General features: G+C 39.6%; 15 protein-coding genes. 11 read left to right on the top strand and 4 right to left on the bottom strand.

From position 1 onward, the window contains the following. Window positions 1–40 precede the first annotated feature (40 nt). From H5117_RS04755 to H5117_RS04705, 11 genes are all read left to right on the top strand, one after another. The gene (locus H5117_RS04755; protein WP_182716452.1) at window positions 41–1,219 is read left to right on the top strand and encodes a response regulator transcription factor; all 1,179 of its coding nucleotides are present in this window, start codon (window positions 41–43) and stop codon (window positions 1,217–1,219) included. Window positions 1,220–1,276: 57 nt separating this feature from the next. Then, window positions 1,277–2,032: a class I SAM-dependent methyltransferase gene (locus H5117_RS04750; RefSeq protein ID WP_024598033.1), complete on the top strand. Its 756-nt coding sequence runs from the start codon at window positions 1,277–1,279 to the stop codon at window positions 2,030–2,032. Between the two features lie 157 nt (window positions 2,033–2,189). Then, complete coding sequence (trmJ, locus tag H5117_RS04745) at window positions 2,190–2,915, top strand: tRNA (cytosine(32)/uridine(32)-2'-O)-methyltransferase TrmJ (RefSeq protein ID WP_002958423.1); 726 nt, start codon at window positions 2,190–2,192, stop codon at window positions 2,913–2,915. 237 nt (window positions 2,916–3,152) lie between these two features. After that, window positions 3,153–3,644, top strand: a complete 492-nt coding sequence (gene iscR / locus H5117_RS04740; protein ID WP_007586371.1) for a Fe-S cluster assembly transcriptional regulator IscR — start codon at window positions 3,153–3,155, stop codon at window positions 3,642–3,644. A 24-nt stretch (window positions 3,645–3,668) separates the two neighbouring features. Then, window positions 3,669–4,886 carry an IscS subfamily cysteine desulfurase gene (locus tag H5117_RS04735; protein WP_002958425.1) on the top strand — a complete coding sequence of 406 codons (1,218 nt, stop codon included), beginning with the start codon at window positions 3,669–3,671 and terminating at the stop codon, window positions 4,884–4,886. A 41-nt stretch (window positions 4,887–4,927) separates the two neighbouring features. Beyond that, a complete protein-coding gene (gene iscU, locus H5117_RS04730; protein WP_002958426.1) occupies window positions 4,928–5,311 on the top strand; it encodes a Fe-S cluster assembly scaffold IscU in 384 nt (127 codons plus the stop codon). A 12-nt stretch (window positions 5,312–5,323) separates the two neighbouring features. After that, entirely contained in the window at window positions 5,324–5,647 is a 324-nt protein-coding gene (gene iscA, locus H5117_RS04725) for an iron-sulfur cluster assembly protein IscA (protein ID WP_002958427.1), read from the top strand. Window positions 5,648–5,729: 82 nt separating this feature from the next. Then, window positions 5,730–6,257 carry a co-chaperone HscB gene (gene hscB, locus H5117_RS04720; protein ID WP_002958428.1) on the top strand — a complete coding sequence of 176 codons (528 nt, stop codon included), beginning with the start codon at window positions 5,730–5,732 and terminating at the stop codon, window positions 6,255–6,257. A gap of 41 nt (window positions 6,258–6,298) precedes the next feature. Next, window positions 6,299–8,161, top strand: coding sequence for a Fe-S protein assembly chaperone HscA (gene hscA, locus H5117_RS04715; protein ID WP_002958429.1), 1,863 nt, complete (start codon window positions 6,299–6,301; stop codon window positions 8,159–8,161). 11 nt (window positions 8,162–8,172) lie between these two features. Further along, on the top strand, window positions 8,173–8,511 hold the full coding sequence (gene fdx, locus H5117_RS04710) for an ISC system 2Fe-2S type ferredoxin (protein ID WP_002958430.1): 339 nt from the start codon (window positions 8,173–8,175) through the stop codon (window positions 8,509–8,511). A 252-nt stretch (window positions 8,512–8,763) separates the two neighbouring features. Next, a complete protein-coding gene (locus tag H5117_RS04705) occupies window positions 8,764–10,191 on the top strand; it encodes an NAD-dependent succinate-semialdehyde dehydrogenase (protein WP_182712123.1) in 1,428 nt (475 codons plus the stop codon). A 288-nt stretch (window positions 10,192–10,479) separates the two neighbouring features. On the opposite strand, the gene H5117_RS04700 is transcribed toward H5117_RS04705, so the two are convergent. Genes H5117_RS04700 through H5117_RS04685 form a run of 4 tightly spaced genes read right to left on the bottom strand, consistent with a single transcriptional unit; the run spans window position 10,480 to window position 21,048 of the window. Beyond that, window positions 10,480–12,141, bottom strand: a complete 1,662-nt coding sequence (locus H5117_RS04700) for an HD family phosphohydrolase (RefSeq protein ID WP_182692623.1) — start codon at window positions 12,139–12,141, stop codon at window positions 10,480–10,482. After that, on the bottom strand, window positions 12,113–14,338 hold the full coding sequence (locus tag H5117_RS04695) for a CHASE2 domain-containing protein (protein ID WP_182736307.1): 2,226 nt from the start codon (window positions 14,336–14,338) through the stop codon (window positions 12,113–12,115). Before H5117_RS04695 ends, H5117_RS04700 begins: the two co-directional genes overlap by 29 nt. 14 nt (window positions 14,339–14,352) lie before the next feature. Next, on the bottom strand, window positions 14,353–15,186 hold the full coding sequence (locus H5117_RS04690; protein WP_182736306.1) for an MBL fold metallo-hydrolase: 834 nt from the start codon (window positions 15,184–15,186) through the stop codon (window positions 14,353–14,355). A 9-nt stretch (window positions 15,187–15,195) separates the two neighbouring features. Further along, on the bottom strand, window positions 15,196–21,048 hold the full coding sequence (locus tag H5117_RS04685; RefSeq protein WP_182736305.1) for an Ig-like domain-containing protein: 5,853 nt from the start codon (window positions 21,046–21,048) through the stop codon (window positions 15,196–15,198). Window positions 21,049–21,062 lie beyond the last annotated feature (14 nt).

Genomic DNA, 21,062 nt, shown 5'->3' with positions numbered 1-21,062 from the left:
GTACTATGCTTTTAGCACACCTATTAAAATGGATTAAGGCATGGCAAAGTTGGTATTAGCAATTGATGACGACAAATATGTTCATCATATAATTGAAGAGTCTTTAGCAGGGTTTTGTAAAATAATTCATGCAAAAGATGGCGATGAAGGATTAAGGCTAACCAATAAATATAACCCTGATATTATTTTACTCGATATTGAAATGCCAGGTATGTCAGGCTATGACGTATGTAAAACGATAAAGCAAAGTGAAAGCACTCAAGATATTCCCGTTATGTTTCTCTCATCTAAAATAGAGTTAAGCGATCGGGTAAAAGGTTATAGTGTTGGCGCATCTGATTACATTACTAAACCCTTTAACGCAGAAGAGTTAATAGCGCGTATAAAAGTGCTTTACGAATATCGACAGCAATGTGCAAAGCTAAAATTGGATATAGCAAAAGCGAATAAAACAGCGGAAATAGCGATGACAGAGTCGGGCGATATGGGCCGTATAATGCGCTACGTTGGACAAAGCTATCACGCTAATAACTTTCAATCGTTGAGTGAACACTTTTTTACCTTTTTTGCTCCTTTAAATTTAGATGTTGTGGTTGTGTTTTGGTATCAAGGAACAGGTGTTTTTTACAGCCAGCAAAGTGGTGTTTGCCCGTTAGAGCAAGAGCTGCTGGAGCAACACAGACAAGCTCAACGATTTGTTGATATTGGTAGTAGTACTATAATTAATTACCCCAAAGTATCCCTTTTAATAAAAAATATGCCAGTTGATAACGATGCTTTGTACGGGCGCTATAAAGATCTGTTCCCGCATATATTAGAAGTAACCAACGAGAAGGTTATTACCATGGAAAGAAGCGAAAGCAGTTATGAGCAGGCAGCTCAAATAAGTACAGCCCTTCAAGATATTGTTAAGCAGTTAACTACACAAAATATAGAGCAAAACAAAAGTACTAAAATATTTATAGAACAGCTACATGAACTTGACTGCGCCATTAAGCTACAACAAACACAAGCAAATCCCGCGGATCTCACTTTATATATATCCCAACTGGATCAAACGATGCAGTTATTTGTATCGGCTAATAGTGATTTAGCCTTTATCAAATATCAGCTTAAACAAGTTGCCGAAAGCCGCAATGAGCTTATATCTAATTTACGCACTAAAGCGGAAGCCGCAAAGGTCAATACTAATCATCATAGTGATATAGAGCTATTTTAGTGCTTTAAAGTAAAGCGGTTGATATACTACAGGCGTATTTTATCGTCGGAGTTTATTGTGGTTATTCAGTGTGCTTTTAAAGAGTTACGCCCTTATTTAAATGAATTAGAAACACGCTTTGGTTTAGCCCAATGGGCGCAAAATTGCAGTGGCTTTAGCTTACATTACGACGATAAAGGGTTAAGCCTATTTAAAACCGACGAGCCTAAACTAGGTGCAATTAACGTTGATTTTGTAACCGGTGCTGCCGCCCATAGGCGTAAGTTTGGCGGTGGTAAAGGGCAAGCAATTGCCAAAGCGGTTGGCTTAAATAAAGGTGCAACGCCTGTTGTACTCGATGCTACCGCAGGCCTTGGGCGAGATGGCTTCGTACTTGCCTCGCTAGGGTGCAAAGTTATATTACATGAACGTCACCCGGTTGTAGCTGCACTTTTATACGATGGCTTAAAGCGAGCCTATAGCGATATTGAAATTGGTTTGTGGATGAAAGAAAATATGAGCCTAATATTTGGTTCAAGCCATACCCTACTATCGCAATGTGAAAGCATGCCCGATGTGGTTTATTTAGATCCTATGTTCCCGCACCGCGAAAAATCAGCATTAGTTAAAAAAGAAATGCGTGTATTTCAAGAGCTTGTTGGTGCAGATACCGACGCTGACGATTTACTCGAATTCGCCTACCCACTCGCCAGTAAGCGCGTAGTAGTAAAACGCCCCGATTACGCCCCATTTTTAAATGACAAAACCCCAAGTATGCAAATTAAAACCAAAAAGAACCGTTTTGATGTCTATGTAAAGGCAGCAATGGTTTAAACATCAAAACAAATTGGTGGTATATCCCTAGAATTTACCCATGTAAGAATCGTTATATTGGCTTGGATCTTAGGATCTAGCCTTTTGAATCTAGGATCTTATTACATTTTCATGTTAGAATTTGCGCAATTTTTTGGCATAGCAAAGTAGCACAGTAATGATCTTAGATGATATTCGCATTGTTTTAGTTAACACGTCACATTCGGGCAATATTGGTTCGGCGGCTCGCGCCATGAAAACCATGGGTTTATCAAAGCTTTATTTAGTTGATCCTGCTTGTGAAATAGACAGCCAAGCAAGTGCTTTAGCCGCAGGCGCAACTGACGTTTTAGGCAATGCAGTTATTGTAGGTACTGTTGAAGAAGCTATCGCTGACTGTACATTAACAATTGGCACAAGTGCGCGTTCTCGTACGCTTTCGTGGCCAATGGTTGAACCACGTGAATGTGGTGAAAAACTCGTTGCTGAAGCCGTAAATGGTCCTGTAGCGCTAGTATTTGGTCGTGAAAACAGCGGCTTAACTAATGAAGAATTACAGCTTTGTAATTACCACGTATGTATTCCTGCTAATCCAGAGTACAGCTCGCTTAATTTAGCTATGGCCGTACAAACACTTAGTTACGAAACACGTATGGCGTTTTTAAATCAACAACCTAAAAAGGTTGAAGAAGACGATGCAGTTTACCCAAGCTCAAAACAAACAGAACTGTTTTATGAGCACCTTGAAGAGACGCTTTTCAAAACCGGTTTTATTATCAAACAGCACCCTGGGTTAGTTATGACTAAATTACGTCGTTTATTTAACCGAGCTCACCCTGAAGATGCCGAAATGAATATTTTACGCGGTATTCTCACTTCAATTAATAAGTCTATCCCTAAGTAACTTAGGTATAGCTATTAGTTATAAAAACCAATGGGTAAATAACTAGCTAATACTTGACTAAAATACTCAGGTAATTACAATGGCTGTAATACTTGACCAAAGAGGTCAAGTATTAAAAGTTTGTTAACTCTACAATTTAAAAAGTAAGAGTTTATAAATCAAATTTTTATCAAGTGATAATACTTGACTAATTTACTCTGGTAATTAAAATTTGCACTCTTTTGTGCAGGGGGCGTTATGAAGTTAACATCAAAAGGCAGATATGCCGTTACAGCTATGCTGGATGTTGCACTACACACAGGTGTAGGTCCTGTAGCCCTTGCTGATATTTCACAAAGACAAGAAATTTCTTTGTCTTACCTTGAACAATTATTTGCTCGTTTACGTAAAAATGGCCTAGTAAGTTCTGTTCGTGGACCTGGTGGTGGTTATTTACTAGGGCGTGAAGCGAGCGTTATCTCTGTTGGCGATATTATTAGCGCCGTAGACGAATCGGTCGATGCAACACGTTGCCAAGGTGCCGATACCGGCTGTCAGAGTGGTATGCGTTGTTTAACACATAATTTGTGGTCAGACTTAAGCGCACGCATAGAAGAATTTTTGAATAATATTACCCTTGCTGAATTGGTGGAAAAATCAGATGTGAAAGAAATAGCATCGCGCCAAGATAACAGTATCAATAATGCAATTAAGCAGTTGGAAAACATTCAAGTAAGCTGTCAACTTTAAGGTTGACCTGCAGCGGAGAGAGAAATGAAGTTACCGATTTATTTAGATTACGCAGCGACCACGCCTGTTGATGAACGTGTTGCTAAAGAAATGATGCAGTGCCTGACAATGGACGGTAAGTTTGGTAATCCTGCGTCACGCTCACACCGTTTTGGTTGGCAAGCAGAAGAAGCTGTTGACCAAGCGCGTACAGATATTGCTGATTTAATTAATGCAGACCCACGTGAAATTGTTTTCACATCGGGTGCAACAGAATCAAATAACCTTGCTATTAAAGGTGCAGCACAGTTTTACAAGAAAAAAGGTAAGCACGTTATTACCGCTAAAACTGAGCATAAAGCTGTAATCGACACATGTCGTGAGCTTGAGCGCCAAGGTTTTGAAGTAACTTACATGGACGTTGAAGAAAACGGCCTACTTGATTTACAAAAACTTGCCGACACAATGCGTGACGACACAGTACTTGTAAGCATCATGCACGTTAATAACGAGCTAGGTGTGATTCAAGATATCGCGACTATTGGCGAAATGTGTCGCGAACGTAAAATTATGTTCCACGTAGATGCAGCGCAAAGCGCGGGCAAAGTATTAATCGACGTGCAACAGCTTAAAGTTGATTTTATGTCGTTCTCTGCACATAAAGTGTATGGCCCTAAAGGTGTTGGTGCACTTTACGTTCGTCGTAAACCACGTGCTCGCCTTGAAGCGCAAATGCACGGTGGCGGACATGAACGCGGTATGCGCTCTGGTACACTAGCAACTCACCAATTAGTGGGTATGGGTACTGCGTTTAAAATTGCTAAGCAAGATTTCGAAAAAGATCACGCACACATCAGCGCCTTACGTAATCGTTTAATCGACGGCATTATGGCTGATATGGACGAAGTATACTTTAACGGCACACAAGACCAATCAGTACCGGGTATTGTAAACATCAGCTTTAACTTTGTTGAAGGTGAGTCGTTACTTATGGCAGTAAAAGACATTGCAGTATCGTCAGGTTCAGCCTGTACATCTGCAAGCTTAGAGCCTTCTTATGTATTACGTGCACTTGGCCGTAACGACGAATTAGCACATAGCTCAATTCGTTTTAGTATTGGTCGCTTTACTACCGAAGAAGAGATTGATTACACCGTCGAATTAATGAAAAACTCTATCGGTCGCCTACGTGAGATGTCTCCACTTTGGGAGATGCATCAAGAAGGTATTGATTTAGATTCAGTTGAATGGGCTCACCACTAATAGTGTGAGCACATACCCTAGCAGGTAATGAGGATAGAATAATGGCTTATAGTGATAAAGTAATCGACCACGTAGAAAACCCACGTAACGTAGGTACTCTAGATAAGAACGATCCGTCAGTGGCAACGGGTATGGTAGGCGCACCAGCATGTGGTGACGTAATGAAACTGCAAATTAAAGTATCTGCCACTGGCGTTATTGAAGATGCAAAATTCAAAACCTACGGTTGTGGTAGCGCAATTGCTTCTTCTTCACTTGTAACAGAGTGGGTTAAAGGCAAAACGCTAGACGAAGCAGCGACAATTAAAAACACTGATATCAGTGCAGAGCTTGAGTTGCCACCAGTGAAAATTCACTGTTCAATTTTAGCCGAAGACGCAATTCAAGCAGCAATTGCAGACTACAAAAGCAAACAAGCGAAGTAAGAAGAGAAACTCATGGCAGTGACATTGACAGATGCGGCAGCAAACCGCGTACAATCATTTTTAGCAAACCGCGGTAAAGGTTTAGGCCTGCGCGTTGGCATTAAAACGACGGGCTGTTCAGGTCTTGCTTATGTACTTGAGTTTGTTGACGATTTAAACGAAGACGATGAAACTTTTGCGGCTAAAGGTGTCACATTAATTGTTGACGCTAAAAGCTTAGTTTACATCGATGGCACAGAGCTCGACTACACTAAAGAAGGCTTAAATGAAGGGTTTAAATTTAATAACCCGAATCAAGCAGATGAGTGTGGTTGTGGCGAAAGCTTTACCGTTTAAGCTTTAAATATCTTTGTAGTATAAATAAGCCCTGCCAGTTAATGTAGGGCTTTGTTATTTCTGAATATTATTGGTTGAAGTTATGCGTTACTTTGAATTATTTGCAGTCCCCGTTGATTACAATATTGATTTAGCAACGGTTAACAAGCACTACTTGGAATTACAGCGTACTGTACATCCCGATCGCCACGCGAATGCGAGCAGCCGCGATAAGTTAATGGCTGTGCAAAGCACTGCCGAAATTAACGATGCGCTACAAACATTAAAGCACCCAGTAAAACGTGCTGAATATATGTTGAGCGAGCTAGGCGTTGATATTCGTGCAGAGCAGCAAACCTTGCAAGATCCAATGTTTTTAATGCAGCAAATGGAACTTCGCGAAGAACTTGAAGAGCTAACATCAGCTAGCGATCCTGATACCGCCATTGCAAATTTTGAAAAACAAATTAAGCAATTAAACGCGCAATACAGTGCACAACTTGCTGAGCAATTAGCAAGTAATGATGAGCAGCAATATCAACTTGCCGCAGATAATATTCGTAAACTGAAGTTTGTTTATAAGTTACGTGAAGAACTAGAGCGTATCGAAGACAGTTTATTTGACGATTAATTACTTGCTGCAAAGCGAGCAACACGAGTTTAAAGAGCATTATGGCATTATTGCAAATTGCTGAGCCGGGGCAAAGCGCGGCACCACACGAACATAAACTAGCAATTGGTATTGACCTTGGTACAACTAATTCATTAGTTGCAACAGTGCAAAGCGGCGAAGCCCGCACGTTAACTGATGATCTTGGCGCGGCTATGTTACCGTCGGTTGTTCGTTATCAAGCAGGCGGTATTACTGTTGGCGCAGAAGCTGCACAAGCAGCAACGCAAGACCCTGCTAACACACTTATTTCGGTTAAGCGTTTTTTAGGTAAAACTCAGGCTGAAATAGAGCAAAGTTATGGGCAACTACCGTATGAATTTTGTGAGCACAATGGTGCGCTAGCAATAGAAACTGCGGCAGGTAAAATTAGTCCAATTAAAGCATCAAGCCATATTTTAGCTGCATTAAAAGCACGAGCTGAGCAAAGTTTTGGTAACCAAGAAATTTTAGGGGCTGTAATCACAGTACCAGCGTACTTTGATGACGCGCAGCGCCAAAGTACTAAAGATGCCGCAGAGCTTGCGGGTATTAACGTACTACGTTTATTAAATGAACCAACAGCAGCAGCAGTCGCTTATGGTTTAGATTCAGGTCAAGAAGGTATTATTGCTGTTTATGATTTAGGCGGTGGTACGTTCGATATATCAGTACTTAGATTACACCAAGGTGTGTTTGAAGTAATGGCAACCGGTGGCGACTCTAGCCTCGGCGGCGATGACTTTGATTCGCTCCTTGTTGATTACTTTAAGCAGCAAACAGGTGTGTCAGCATTATCACCTTCAGTTTTACGTTTATTTATCAATAAAGCAAAAGCGTGTAAAGAAGCATTAAGCCAATACGCTAAAGTAAACGTGGGCCTTGAGTTTGACGATCAAAAATACACCGTTGAAGTAACGCGCGAAACGTTTGATGAAATGGCTATGCCACTAATTAAAAAAACGCTTCGCTCGTGTCGTCGTGCTGTAAAAGATGCTGGCATTGAAAACGAAGAAGTGCTGCAAGTTATTATGGTAGGCGGTTCAACCCGTATGCCATTGGTACGTAGCCAAGTACAAAGCTTTTTTGATAAAGAGCCGCTAACTTCAATCGATCCTGATCGTGTTGTAGCCTTAGGTGCCGCGCTTCAAGCCGACGTGTTAATTGGCAATAAGCCCGATTCTGACATGTTATTGCTTGATGTATTACCGTTATCGCTAGGCCTTGAAACGATGGGTGGTTTGGTTGAAAAAATCATTCCGCGTAATACAACGATTCCGGTAGCACGCGCACAAGAATTTACAACGTTTAAAGACGGTCAAACAGCCATGTCATTACATGTGCTGCAAGGTGAGCGTGAGCTTGTTGATGATTGTCGATCGCTTGCTAAGTTTAGCTTAAAAGGTATTCCACCAATGGCGGCAGGCGCTGCGCATATTCGTGTAACCTTTAAAGTTGATGCTGATGGCCTATTAAGTGTTTCAGCTATGGAAAAATCAACAGGTGTACAAGCTGAGATTCAAGTTAAGCCTTCGTTTGGTTTATCTGATGACCAAGTAGCTAACATGCTAAAAGAATCAATGAGCAACGCTAAAGGCGACATGCAAGCGCGTATGCTTAAAGAGCAACAAGTAGAAGCGTTGCGCGTAATAGAAGCGCTTAACGCATCACTTGAAGCCGATGGTGCATTACTTGACGATATGCAACTAGCTAACTTACGCGCTGAAATTGCAGAACTGGTAAAAGTGCGCGAAAATGCACAAGAGCCTGGCGAAATTAAAGCAGCTATCGAAAAAGTCGATAATGCGAGTAGCGACTTTGCATCGCGTAGAATGGATGCATCAATTAAAAAGGCCCTTACAGGGCAGTCAGTAGACAACATTTAAGAGAGATTAGAATGCCACAAATTGTTTTTCTTCCACATCCTGAATTATGTCCTGACGGCGCTGCAATTGAAGCTCCTACAGGTCAAACGGTACTCGACGCTGCGCTTAAAAATGGTATTAGCATTGCGCATGCTTGTGAAAAGTCTTGTGCATGTACTACGTGTCACTTAGTGATTCGTGAAGGATTTGACTCACTTGAAGAAAGTGATGAGCTAGAAGACGACATGCTAGATAAAGCATGGGGCTTAGAGCCTGAGTCACGCCTTGGTTGCCAAGCAATTATAAGAGATGAAGACCTAGTGGTTGAAATACCTAAGTACAATCTCAATATCGTTAATGAAGAGCACTAGTTTTTAACGATGTATATATTAAAAGCCGCTGTTTGATACAGCGGCTTTTTTGTTTGTGAATTGTAGGCGTGACAAGCAAAGCTCGTATGTTATTTTGTAGACGCAAAGCTTGCTGGCGTTATGTGTTTTAACTCTAGGTTATAAATATAGAAGCTGCGCTTCTCACGTGAGCAAAGATCCTAAAATGTTAGCCTTGGCTCTATGTCACGTATTAAAAGCTAACACCTTAAAACGTAATTTTGGAGGTTTATTTTGAGTAATCTTATTTTCTCAGACTCATTTATTAACGGCGAATTTTATAAAACTGATACGCGCTTTAGCGTTAACGATCCCGCTACCGAAAAAAGTATTGTTGAAGTAAGTGATATTGACGAGCAGGGTGTAAATAGCGCAATAAACGCAGCTCAAGGGGCTTTTGTTAAGTTAAAAACGACAAATGCCACTGAGCGAAGCGAAACCTTGATGCGCTGGTATGAGCTAGTAATAAAACACAAGCAAACACTTGCAGAGCTAATGACCAAAGAGCAAGGCAAGCCACTCAAAGAATCTCTTGGTGAGATTGATTACGGTGCAGGTTTTATCAAATGGTTTGCAGAAGAAGCCAAACGTAGTTACGGAGATGTAATTCCGCCAACAGATGACTCGCATCGTTTAACTAGCTTTAAGCAGCCTGTCGGTGTTGTAGCTGGTATAACGCCGTGGAACTTTCCTATTGCTATGGTTACTCGTAAAGTAGCGCCAGCCTACGCTGCGGGCTGTAGCTTTATACTTAAACCTTCTGAACATACGCCACTATGCGCTATCGCACTTGCTTATTTGGCCGATCAAGCTGGTTTTGTTAAAGGTGCATTTAATGTACTGGTTTCTCAAGATGCCAAAATAGTAGGTAAAATGCTGACTGACTCAGAAATCGTGCGTAAGTTTACATTTACCGGCTCTACTGGTGTAGGTAAGCAGTTGCTATCGCAATGTGCAGACACAATTAAACGCACCTCGATGGAGCTTGGCGGTAATGCACCTTTTATTATTTTTGATAATGCCGACTTAGATGAAGCTGTTGAAGGGCTAATGGCGGCTAAATTTAGAAATAGTGGGCAGGCATGTGTTGCTGCAAACCGTATTTTTATACAACGTAATATTCTCGACAAAGTACTTTCAAAAATCACGCCTAAGGTTGCAGCGTTAAAAGTGGCGAATGGTTTTGAAGACGATGTTGATATTGGTCCACTCATTTACCCTAAAGCCAAAGAGAAAGTGCAACAGTTAGTACAAGACGCACTCGATAAGGGCGCGACGCTGATTGGCGATAACAGTGACTTAGGTGGCAGCTTTCAAAATCCATTAATAGTAAACAATGTCACCACAAAAATGGATATTTACCACGAAGAGGTATTTGGTCCAGTATTGACGGTTATTCCTTTTGATGAAGAAAGTGAAGTGCTTGCACTTGCTAACGATGTACCATTTGGCCTAGCAGCCTACTTTTACAGTCAAAACATTAAGCAAGTCTACCGAATTAGTGAAGGGCTTGAATTTGGTATGGTAGGTGTAAACGAAGGTGTTATATCAAACCCAGTAGCGCCATTTGGTGGTGTTAAGCAATCTGGTTTAGGCCGAGAAGGCGGTCATCAAGGGCTTGATGAGTACTTAGAAGAAAAGTACGTGTGTATTAAAATATAACGCCCGTTAAGTTTATGAGCGCGAATTTACTTCGCGCTTTTTTATGACGTTAATATGGCAGATATATGAACTTTATCTTTTACTGTTGCTACACAGAGCACTAAATGCTACCTTTGGAGCCATATTTTTTGTTAATAAAACAACATAAAAAAACAAATAAAAAGTAAAAGGATTTCTATAAGTAGAAATAACCCCGTGTGTAAATGCCACCGTATGGTGGCATTTTTTTGTTTCAATAGTTATAGACTGTAATAAGCGCATTTTGAATAAAGGCATGGCTTATAGGTGCTAACTTATAGGTGTGTAACCGGGTAAATTATCAAAATCTATCTCATCTAACTGCTCTGGATCTGCATACTCGTTGATATAATTTTTATAAACCTCTGACTCAATAAAAATAGCAAAAATATCACCATCAAGATGGTTTTTAGCAACCATTGACCCTAAAATAAATAAACACTCACTGACCGGTTTTGCTTTTTTGTAGGGTCTGTCTACTGCAGATAGCGCTTCAAAAATATCCGTAATAGCCATTAACCTTGCAGGCACCGACATTTGCTCTTTGGTTAAACCTCTTGGGTAACCAGTACCATCAAGTTTTTCATGATGACCTAAAGCATATTCAGTAACATTGCTTAAGTGTTTAGGAAACGGCAGGGCATCTAAAATATTTTTAGTTACATCCATATGACGCTTCATTACTTCACGTTCGGCTTCGGTTAGCGTGCCTCTTCGTATTGTTAAGTTTTCAACTTCATCAGCTGAGAGCAATGGTGTATTAATATCATTAATAACGAGTTGGTATTTGTTTGCAATGCGTTCAATGTGCTCAAGTTCTGCATCACCTAAAAACTCGCCCCCTACATTAACACGCTGTAATAATGCACGGTCTAATGCCAACTGTTTAAGCTCGGTATCAAGTAGGCGTTCAAATTGTTGAACTTCGATAGGTTTTTGCAGCTTCATCGCACAGATGATCTTTTGCTGATACGCTATTTTTAAATCTCGGCTAATTATTTCAAATTTAGCATCTACATATTTTATTCGATCAAAAATAGTTTCTAGTTTTGTCGACTTTTCCATGATGTGATCGGGGGTCGCTATTTTCCCACAGTCATGTAACCAGCCAGCTATATCAAGCTCATGTCGGTCAGCTTCAGTCATCGAAAATGAAGCCAAAGGACCTTTATTTATATCATTAACGGCATCAGCTAGCATTAACGTGAGTGCTGGCACTCGTTTACAATGGCCACCGGTATGAGGAGACTTTTCATCTATTGCCATCGCAATTGTTTCAGCAAAGGTCGAAAAGAGATCTTCCATTCCCTTAATTAGTGTTGAGTTAGTTAGCGAAATAGCGCCTAAAGAGGCAAAAGATCGAATTAGAGTGACGAGCTCTTCACTAAAAGGAATGTTTTTATTTTGCGCATCTTTTACATTTATAAGCTGGATTACGCCAATAATGTCATCTTCATGATCTTTTAAAGGAATTGTTAGCATGGACTCAGAACGATAACCCGTGCGTGCATCCATTTTGCGTGCAGCGCTCATATCAAAAGGCAAGGCATCATACACGTCAGGAATGTTAATCACTTCCCCTGTATTAACAGAATGCGCAACAATAGCAGTGTCATTTGGTTTGCCATCAATAAAAAGATCTATATTAGGAAAATCAACAGGACCACCTAACGTGCCACCTAAATAAAGATTTAATGACTTGTTTATTACCGTTTCAAACTTGAGTTGTTTGTTTGGGGTAATAGAGTAAATGCTGCCAGCATCAGAATGTGCTATCGACATTACAACTTGCAGTATTTCATCAAGTAACTTAGACGAGTTTTTTTCGGTTGTTAGTCTAATGCTAATATCGATAAAGTGCTGAAGATTTGTTTTGTCTTTAATGTGCTGTCGCATATGTTTACTACTTTTGAGTATGTTTGAAGGCACCATTCCAATCCTTAGCTAGTGTTTGCAAATCAGTGCCCTTAATACGTTCAATAAAAATGGCATAAATGTTGGGGCTAAATACGGTTGTACTGCGTAGTTCTTTAAATAAGCTAAGTGCTTGTGGCCAGTTTTTATTATAAAAAAGCGTCATGGCCTGCTGCGACTTTTTAACTTCATTTAACTGCTCTTCATCGAGCTTATCTGTAAAGTTTATAGGTTCAAACAACTGTACAGCGGCTGTTTTACCAACAACTTGCACTTTATCTATTAAACGAAATGAAATATGAGGGCATTTTTTCATTGTCTCTTCTGTAACAAGAATAGCTACGCCATAAAATTTGGTCAAGCTTTCTACTCTAGCACCTAAATTAACAGTATCACCAAGAACTGTATAGGCTTTACGGTAAACCGAACCCATATCACCTACATTCATGTCGCCAGTACTTAAACCGATACCTATTTTTATTGCAGGCTGGTTGTTTTCTGCAAATAACTGATTTATTTTCGTTAACCCGTTGATCATAGACATTGCGGCTTCAACACCATGGCGAGCGTGGTTTTCATCTTTCAGTGGGGCATTCCAAAATGCCATCACCATATCGCCTACGTACTTATCAATAGTTCCGTGATGATCAAATATGATTTTGGTAATAGCTGTAAGATATTCGTTTAAATATTCACTTAACTGATGAGGCGACATACTTTCTGATAGTGAAGTGAAACTACGAATGTCGGCAAACAACACCGTCATATTTTTTCGCTCACTTTTTTGAGATAAACTTTTACCTTGAAGTATCATTTGGTTTATTCGCTCAGGAGGAACATATTGGTCAAACATAGATTTTATTTTTCGGCTGTGTTTCATTTCAGCGATAGAGCCTACAATGATGTAATAACCGGCTAATATAGTGATAAGTAAAAGAGGCATTAATAAAGGTAAACTAATTTTTTGTACTGACCATAAATAAACGTTTAAAAATATAACGACACTTGTGACTGTAAGAGACAAAACAATAATAAAACGTGCGCTCTTAGCGTGGCTAAAAAATGACAGTACGCAACCCGTCAATGCAATGATGAGTAAGCTTGCTCCCTGTGACCAATTAGGTTTAGATGGCAGTAGCTCTGGGTGCATTAACCCTTCAAATATATTGGCATGAACCTCCACACCCGGGTATTGCAAACCAACAGGTGTTGATCTTAAATCAGCAAGCCCTACGGCGGAAGTACCAATAAAGGCTACTGTGCCTTCTAATTCATCTAAACCAATTTTTTTGGTCAAAATATCGGTAGCCGAATAATAGGGGAAGCTATGCGCACGCCCTTTGTAAGGAATTAATATTTGCCCATACTCATCAGTTTGAATCCACTTATCTTGAAACTTTATACCTTCGAATAAGGTTATACCATCTAACCTATTGGAACGGGTTTCTATGTTTTCAGCAAGGGTATAAAGTCGAGCAACTTCAAGTGCTAAAGAAGGATAAAGCTTATCGCCAACTCGATTTATAAGAGCTGCTTTACGTATAAAGCCATCTTCGTCGATATGTGCATTAATAAAGCCGGTGCCCGTTGCAGCATTTTGTAACTGTGGAATATTTACAATAGCACCAGGAAACTGGTTTATTTGTGAATTAGTGTGTTCTTCGCTTGCCCATACAACACTGTTTTTAGCTGGCAAGTTTTGATTAGTCAGTTGTTCATCAATTAGTAAAAAACCAAGAACAGTATCATTTTTAGATAATGCGCTTGCTAGTTTTGTGTCTGCATCGACTTGTTTAGTAATTTCAGCAAAGGGGATGGTGTACTTTTTTGATAAATCAGGAATTTCAGACATAATTTTTGTAACAGGGTTTTCTTCCTGTTCAGAAAAAAATATATCGAATGCAATAACAATAACACCTGCATCACTAAGCTTTGTAACAAGGTCTGCTAATTTTGAGCGACTCCAAGGAAAGCGTCCTTGTTCTTGCATGCTCTTTTCATCGATATCAATTATTACAACGGTTTCATCGATGCGTCTAGGCGTCTCTGAAAGCGTCAGTAATAATCGAGAGTCGTATATTATACCTTCTACACGGTTAACTAACTTTGCAAGCGACCCAGTTGAAAATAACTCTATTGATGCAATTAATAATGTAATAACAGCGCCAATAAAAAAGTGCTTTGAGGTAATGGGTTTTAAGAAGCTAATGAGCAACGCTCCTTGATAGACTAAAAATCAAAAACTCGTCCTTCTCGGCCGCATTCTATTTTTACCTGTTGAGCGTACTGCGTCTGTAAATACTTTTCTATAGAGACTAACTGTTCATCGGTTCTTGATGGATCGTGGCTAATAATAATCACATTTTTAATACTCGCTTTTATAGCAAGCTCAGCAACCTGATCTATGGTGCTATGACCCCAACCATGCTTAAGAGGCAAGTCTGCATCTATAAATTGAGCATCGTGAATTAGTAAATCAGCGCCTTCAATAAAATTACTCCATTCGCAAATACTTGTGTTTAGCTTGTCTGGTGGGTTTAGCTCATTGTCGGTAACGTAAGCTATCTTTTTTTCATCTGCTTTAATGCAATAAGCAGTACCGCCACCAGGGTGATTCAGTGGAGCAGTCGAAACCAAAAAACCGTTAAGTGTAAATTGCTTTTGAGACGATAAATCAGTATTAAGCGTAATATTGGCAGGTAAATCCTGATAACACACAGGAAAGTACGAACCACTCATTTGCTTTAATATGGCATCTTGGCTTTTTTTATCATCAACGTTGCCAGCTACAATGGTTATATTGCGGTTGGGCTGGTAGATAGGTTTAAAAAAAGGAAACCCTTGAATATGATCCCAATGATTGTGCGTTAGCAAAATATTGATAGGACTTTGTGTTTCTAGTAAACGTGTACCGAGTTCTACAATACCGGTACCAGAGTCTAAAATAAGATCTTTACCGTTGTTTTGTTCAATGTACACACATGAGGTATTTCCCCCAAAAATGTGTGTATTACTTCCAGCTGAAGGCATCGAGCCTCTAACACCAAAAAATTCAACTTTCATAATTTAAGGCTAAGCTCCATCTGCTTCAAAATTGAATTTAGAAATACTAACATTGTTAGAGTTAGTGTCATTACAAGTGCTACTTACAACAACTTGGGTATCATTTTGCAGGATAATTGAAGTAAATACATGTGTACTGACACATTGGCTTGCTTCATAAAATCCGACACCACTGGCTCCAAACGTATTATCTAAAGTACCGTCAGTTAAAATGCGCGCTAACATGCCTTTATTGTTGCCCATACCAACTAAAACAATATTGTTGTTGGTATCAAAAACGGCACTTTTTACTTCGGTATCTCCCGTTGAAGCTAATGTATATTGGCCTAAAGGGTAGCTGTCATCAATTACTCCGGATGCGAGTAATCGCGTAATACTGGCTTTATAAGGCGTATCTACAACGTTTGCAATTAAATATAATTTATTTGATTCGTCGACTAAAACTTTTACCATTTTATTCTCGGAATCAGTGGTTGTTTCACCTATGTATTTGTAGGTTTGCTCACCGTCGGAGTCGAGCTTTAATGCTATTAATTCTGAACTGGCACCTGATACAGATTTACCACCAATAAAAATACTATCATCACTGATAAAAACACTTTCATAATATTCAAAAGGTGTTCCTATAATTTTTCCATTGCTACCAAAGTCATCGTCAAGTGTACCGTCAGAATCTAGCATCATGATAAACGAACTAGGAGTATCGGCTATAACTACAGAGCCAACTGCTACAACGTTGCCATCATGTAGTGCTAAATCAGTTAAGTTAAGCTTTTCAGCATCTGAAATAGAAGTAGAGTAAATACCATCACTGGCGAATGAGGTATCTAAATCACCATTTTGATCGACTTTAGCTATAAAGCCCTCTTCACCGTCAGTTTTGCTTTTAGATCCCGCAACAAATAAGCTGCCGCTATTGTGTTCAACCAACGCGATATTAGGTACGCTCAAATCTATGGCAATTTCTTTATGACCACTTTCGCTAAAGCTAGTATCTATAGCCCCCGTACTCGTAAAGCGTGTTAATACTAACTTAGTAATTGAGTTCGATTTAGCCGTTGATGCAAGAATATACTTACCGGCATGAGGGCCATTGCTCAGTTGTAAAACGTGCATTGATTGATCGTCAGATTCTGCGCTTATAGTATCAAAAGCAAGATAACCAACGTCTGCAAAGTTACTGAATAATGTGGCTTGCTCGTCAATTGCTGCAACAAATGGTTTAGTGGTTGAGTCGTCAATAACACCCGATACCCATACTGTATCATTCGCATCTATAGTTGCCGATTTGGCAAATTGCTTACCATTGATACCTGAAATAATATTAATACCTGATGCACCATAAGTACTATCAAGTGAACCATCAGACATTAAAATACGGGCAGAAAATAGTTTTTCACTAGCAGAAACTCCAGTAGTGCCAGATAACGTAATTTCATTTTTTATAGGTTCGTATTTTATGCCGGTTATATCCGCCCCACCATTTCCACTTCCGCCATTACCATCAATATCGTAAATAGCAGTACCTGCATCACCAAAACTCGTTATAAGAGTACCCGTTTTATCAATAGCCAAAACCACGGCTTCTTTTTCACCACTATTACGAGTTATGTAACCACCTACAAAAGCTGTAAAGTCGGTGTTTTTAGCGCCGCCAATTGCAAATAGTTCGTCATCTTTATTATTCTTGGACAAGTCGAGCGATAATGCTGCACTACCATTAAAACTTCCATTGTTTTCACCATCAGAAATTAAATAACGTATAAGTATGTCTTTATCGCCAGTTGCACTTGTGACACTGCCAACAACCATAAGATCAGAGCTATTAAAGTTTTTAATAGCAAACGCTTCGTCATCTCTACTAGCGCCGCTCACATCGACAATTTTAGGGCTTCCGGCTTCATAAGCGAGCGTAGATATATCGTATTTTATCCATAAGCTATCGCTGTCGTTACCATTAAATGACTTACCAACAGCCTGAATTTTATTGTCGCTAAATTCAAGGTCATTAATCACGAGGGTGCTTGCTAATGCGGTACAGTGAATACCTGAATTATTATCTCCAGAGTTATTACTTAATACGCCAGCGGTATTCATTTTCAACAAACATGCTTCGGTATTTGTGCCATCAAAACTAGTGTAAGCAACAAAGAGGCTTGTACCATCAGAGATGATAGCTGTTGCTTGTTCATCATTTTCTAAATCTAATACTTTAACGCCATCACCATTAAATGCTGTATTTATCACACCACTCGTTGTATACGATGCAATAACGATATCTTTGTCGCTGTTATTACTAAAACCTACAAAGTAAAGGTTATTATTTAGCTCAATACTGTCATTAAATTCACCGCTTGAAAAAACTCCAGAAAGCTCAAGTTCACCTGTTATAGGGCGACCAAATGTTTCATCTTCAACAGGAACTAGAGGCTTCGTATCATCAGTGATATCAATTATTATATTAATAGTAGTTGTTTCGTTAGGCGTACCATCATCAGTAATAGCTAGGCTCAATATGTACTGAGGAGTTGTTTCAAAATCAAACGGGCTTTCACCTTTTACAGTTAATAAGCCAGAATCATTATTTATTTCGAATATGGGGGCACCACTGAGTAGGGTGTAACTTAAATTTTGGTTCTCAATGTCTGAGGCACTAACAGTCCCAATAGTGTCTCCATCGGTTGCGTTTTCGCTAATATTAAAACCTTGGTTTGACGCAACTGGAGCATCGTTAATAGGAGCAATCGTAATTGACAAACTACCAGCATCTGTAGCGTTATTCCCATCATCAACAGTATAACTGACAACAACAATACCGTTGGTATTTACAGCCGGTGTGTACTGTAGTTTGTTATCAATAACGGATACTGAACCGCTATCGGCTGACGCTGCTGTTATGCTTAGGCTATCACTATCAGCGTCTAAATCATTAATCAACACATCAATGAGTAGCGGTGCTGCATCTTCATCCATCGTTGCTGTGTCAGTATTTGCTATTGGAGCATCGTTTACAGGTGTAATAGTGATAGTTAACGTTGTTGTACTGGCACCACCGCTGCTATCGCTTACAGTATAAGTAACTGTTGCTACGCCGTTGTCGTCGGCTGCCGGTGTATATTGAATTTGATTGCCAACCACTGATACAGAGCCAATATCAGCTGATGCTGCGCTTATGGCAAGGCTGTCGCCATCCACGTCTGAGTCATTTGCTAATACATTTATTAGTATTGGCGCTGCATCTTCATCTATTGTAGCTGAGTCTGCGTTTGCTATTGGAGCATCGTTTACGGGAGTAATAGTAATTGTTAAGTTAGTAGTTGCAGTACCGCCGTTCCCATCATTTATTGTGTAGTTAATAATTGCTGTTCCATTTGTATTAGCAGTAGGCGTATATTGGATTTTATTATCAACAACAGATGCAGAACCTATATCTGCAGTAGCAGCTGTTATCACAAGAGTATCGCCATCAATGTCGGAGTCGTTAGCTAATACGTTAACTAATAACGCAGGAGCATCTTCGTTCATCGTTACTGAATCAGCATTTGCAGTAGGGGCATCATTAACAGGTGTAATGGTAATCGTCACACTTGCTGTTCTGTCGTTTATACCTTCATTACCAGTGCTATAACCATCAGTAATGGTGTAAGTTAGTACTATCTCACCTGAAAAATTTGCTGGTGGAGTAAACTGTATTTTTCCGGCGACAATAGTCGCTTCACCAGCAGTATTTTCTATATTAGAAATAGTAATTGTATCGCCATCTGCATCAGTGTCGTTAGCTAGCACATCTAATAAAGATGCAGAGCTGTCTTCGTCTAACGTATATTGATCGTCATTGGCTTCTGGAAAAGTATTAACGCCGCTTTCACTTAAGGTTACTTGAGCTGTTGCAGTTAAGCCTTGCTCATTTGAAATTGAATAGGTAAAGCTATCTACACCAATAAAACCTAAGTCTGGCTGATAGGTAAACGAGCCATCAGCATTTAATGTAAGTTCGCCATTTTGAGTTGCATTAATTGCCGTGGTATTAACTGATAAATCGCCAGCCTCAATATCAAAGTCGTTAATTAACAAGCCATTTTGTACTGTTACTTCAAATAGTTTGTTTTTGTTAAATTGATAGGCATCATTTTGTGCAACAGGGTTATCGGGTTCGCTGTTTATTACTAAAGTTACGGTGGCTGTAGAGGTTGCACCTAATGAGTCTATAGCTTGGTATTGAAATTGATCAACACCATTAAAATTAGCATCCGGCACATAACTAAAGCTGCCATCAGTTGCTAATAATAGTTGGCCATGTGTGGGTGCCACCATAAACGTTTCATCAACTGAAAAACTGTCATTATTTGGGTCATTATCGTTACTAAGCACACCATTGGCTGCTGTAACCACAAGTGTTTCATCTTCGCTTAAACTATAGCTATCATTTTTTGTAATAGGGGCTACGTTAGTGTTTGAGCTTACAATGGTTACATTTGCAATAGCCTGAGCACCTTGTGCATCAACAACTCTATACTGAAAGCTGTCTTGGCCTTGCATATTTTGCTCGCCTTGGTATTCAAAGCCACCATTATCAAAAAGGGTTAATTGTCCTCTTGTTGGTTCGCTAACCGGCGTTGTATCAACAGTTAAGTCATCTAAGTCTATATCGCTATCGTTTATAAGTAAGCCTGGCGATAGGACAACTAAGGTTCCATTGTTTGTAACGCTGTAAGTATTATCAAGCGCAATAGGAGCGTCGTTAACAGCTAAAATGGTTATCTCTACAACTGCGGTATCTGTCATACCTAGCTCGTTAGCAACTTGATAGCTAAAGGCATCTTCACCATTAAAGTTTGCAATAGGGATATAAGTAAAATCCCCTTTTTCATTTATATTAAGAGTGCCATGCTGCGGTAGAATTAATGCATCTGTATTTACACGTAAATCGCCACTGTATTGATTCGTATCATTTGTTAGCACGTTACCTTGCAGAGTTTGATCTTCATTTATCTGAAACTGATCGGCATTAGCCTCTGGTGCAAATGCAAGCTCTCCACCCACTGGCGCTATATTTATTATATTAGCAAAACCACTTTCACCACTGCCATCAACACCGGTAATAAGTACTTGATAACTTTTATCTGTAAGTGACTCGGTAATGCTTAATGCAGTATCTTGAATACTTAAAAATTGTTGCCCATTCTCTAATTCATTAATGTTAGTAGATGTGACTCCAGCTTGAGTTGCAATATAAACGTTGTAACGATTAAGTTCGGGGTTAGCTTGCCACGAAAGATTAATATTATCTTCGTCTCGTTGTGCTGTAACACCTTCAATTTGATATGGTTGCCAGTTAAATGTGATTGCATCAGCAAGTACCTGATTATTTAAAGTGTCAGTTATCCATATTTCGAGACGTATTTCCCCTGGAGTTACGCCATAAAGCGCAGGGCTGAGGCCTATAATTGACTTTTCGTAGCCAACACCACAATCAGAAGAACACAGTGATATGCTTTTATTAACACTAGGGAGCACTAAATTAACTTCAGCAATGCCATCAGTATCCGAAGCTTCAAGTAAAAAAGAAACATTACCTTGTACGGTGTCGTTTGTTTGTGAGAAAACAATATTAGCGCGAGTATTTGCTAAACTTGCTCCAACAACTCCTCTACTTGAAGTGACAGCACCTAAAACTTTTGTACTCTTGGTTTGATTACTCGCTATAACACCAGCCAAATTTATATAGCTAGTCACCGTTGGCGGTACTACTTCAGCCGTAGGTGATTGTATTGTCTCTTGAGTGGGGCTTTCTTCTGAGCCTCCACAGGCACTTAACAAAAACACCATAGAACCAAGCAAAAATAAATTTTTTGCTGTCATTTTAAATACTCCAT

The organism is Pseudoalteromonas sp. SG45-1 (assembly GCF_014164135.1).
In the GTDB taxonomy this organism is placed as follows: Bacteria; Pseudomonadota; Gammaproteobacteria; order Enterobacterales; family Alteromonadaceae; genus Pseudoalteromonas; species Pseudoalteromonas distincta.
Note: the sequence above shows the minus strand (reverse complement) of the source record. Positions and strands in the feature narration are given on the sequence as shown.

Bases quoted from the DNA above. Each gene is read 5' to 3' on its own strand.
- H5117_RS04755 (WP_182716452.1), top strand. From the start codon at position 41: ATGGCAAAGTTGGTATTAGCAATTGATGACGACAAATATGTTCATCAT.
- trmJ (WP_002958423.1), top strand. From the start codon at position 2,190: ATGATCTTAGATGATATTCGCATTGTTTTAGTTAACACGTCACATTCG.
- iscR (WP_007586371.1), top strand. From the start codon at position 3,153: ATGAAGTTAACATCAAAAGGCAGATATGCCGTTACAGCTATGCTGGAT.
- H5117_RS04735 (WP_002958425.1), top strand. From the start codon at position 3,669: ATGAAGTTACCGATTTATTTAGATTACGCAGCGACCACGCCTGTTGAT.
- iscU (WP_002958426.1), top strand. From the start codon at position 4,928: ATGGCTTATAGTGATAAAGTAATCGACCACGTAGAAAACCCACGTAAC.
- iscA (WP_002958427.1), top strand. From the start codon at position 5,324: ATGGCAGTGACATTGACAGATGCGGCAGCAAACCGCGTACAATCATTT.
- hscB (WP_002958428.1), top strand. From the start codon at position 5,730: ATGCGTTACTTTGAATTATTTGCAGTCCCCGTTGATTACAATATTGAT.
- hscA (WP_002958429.1), top strand. From the start codon at position 6,299: ATGGCATTATTGCAAATTGCTGAGCCGGGGCAAAGCGCGGCACCACAC.
- fdx (WP_002958430.1), top strand. From the start codon at position 8,173: ATGCCACAAATTGTTTTTCTTCCACATCCTGAATTATGTCCTGACGGC.
- H5117_RS04700 (WP_182692623.1), bottom strand. From the start codon at position 12,141: ATGGTGCCTTCAAACATACTCAAAAGTAGTAAACATATGCGACAGCAC.
- H5117_RS04690 (WP_182736306.1), bottom strand. From the start codon at position 15,186: ATGAAAGTTGAATTTTTTGGTGTTAGAGGCTCGATGCCTTCAGCTGGA.
- H5117_RS04685 (WP_182736305.1), bottom strand. From the start codon at position 21,048: ATGACAGCAAAAAATTTATTTTTGCTTGGTTCTATGGTGTTTTTGTTA.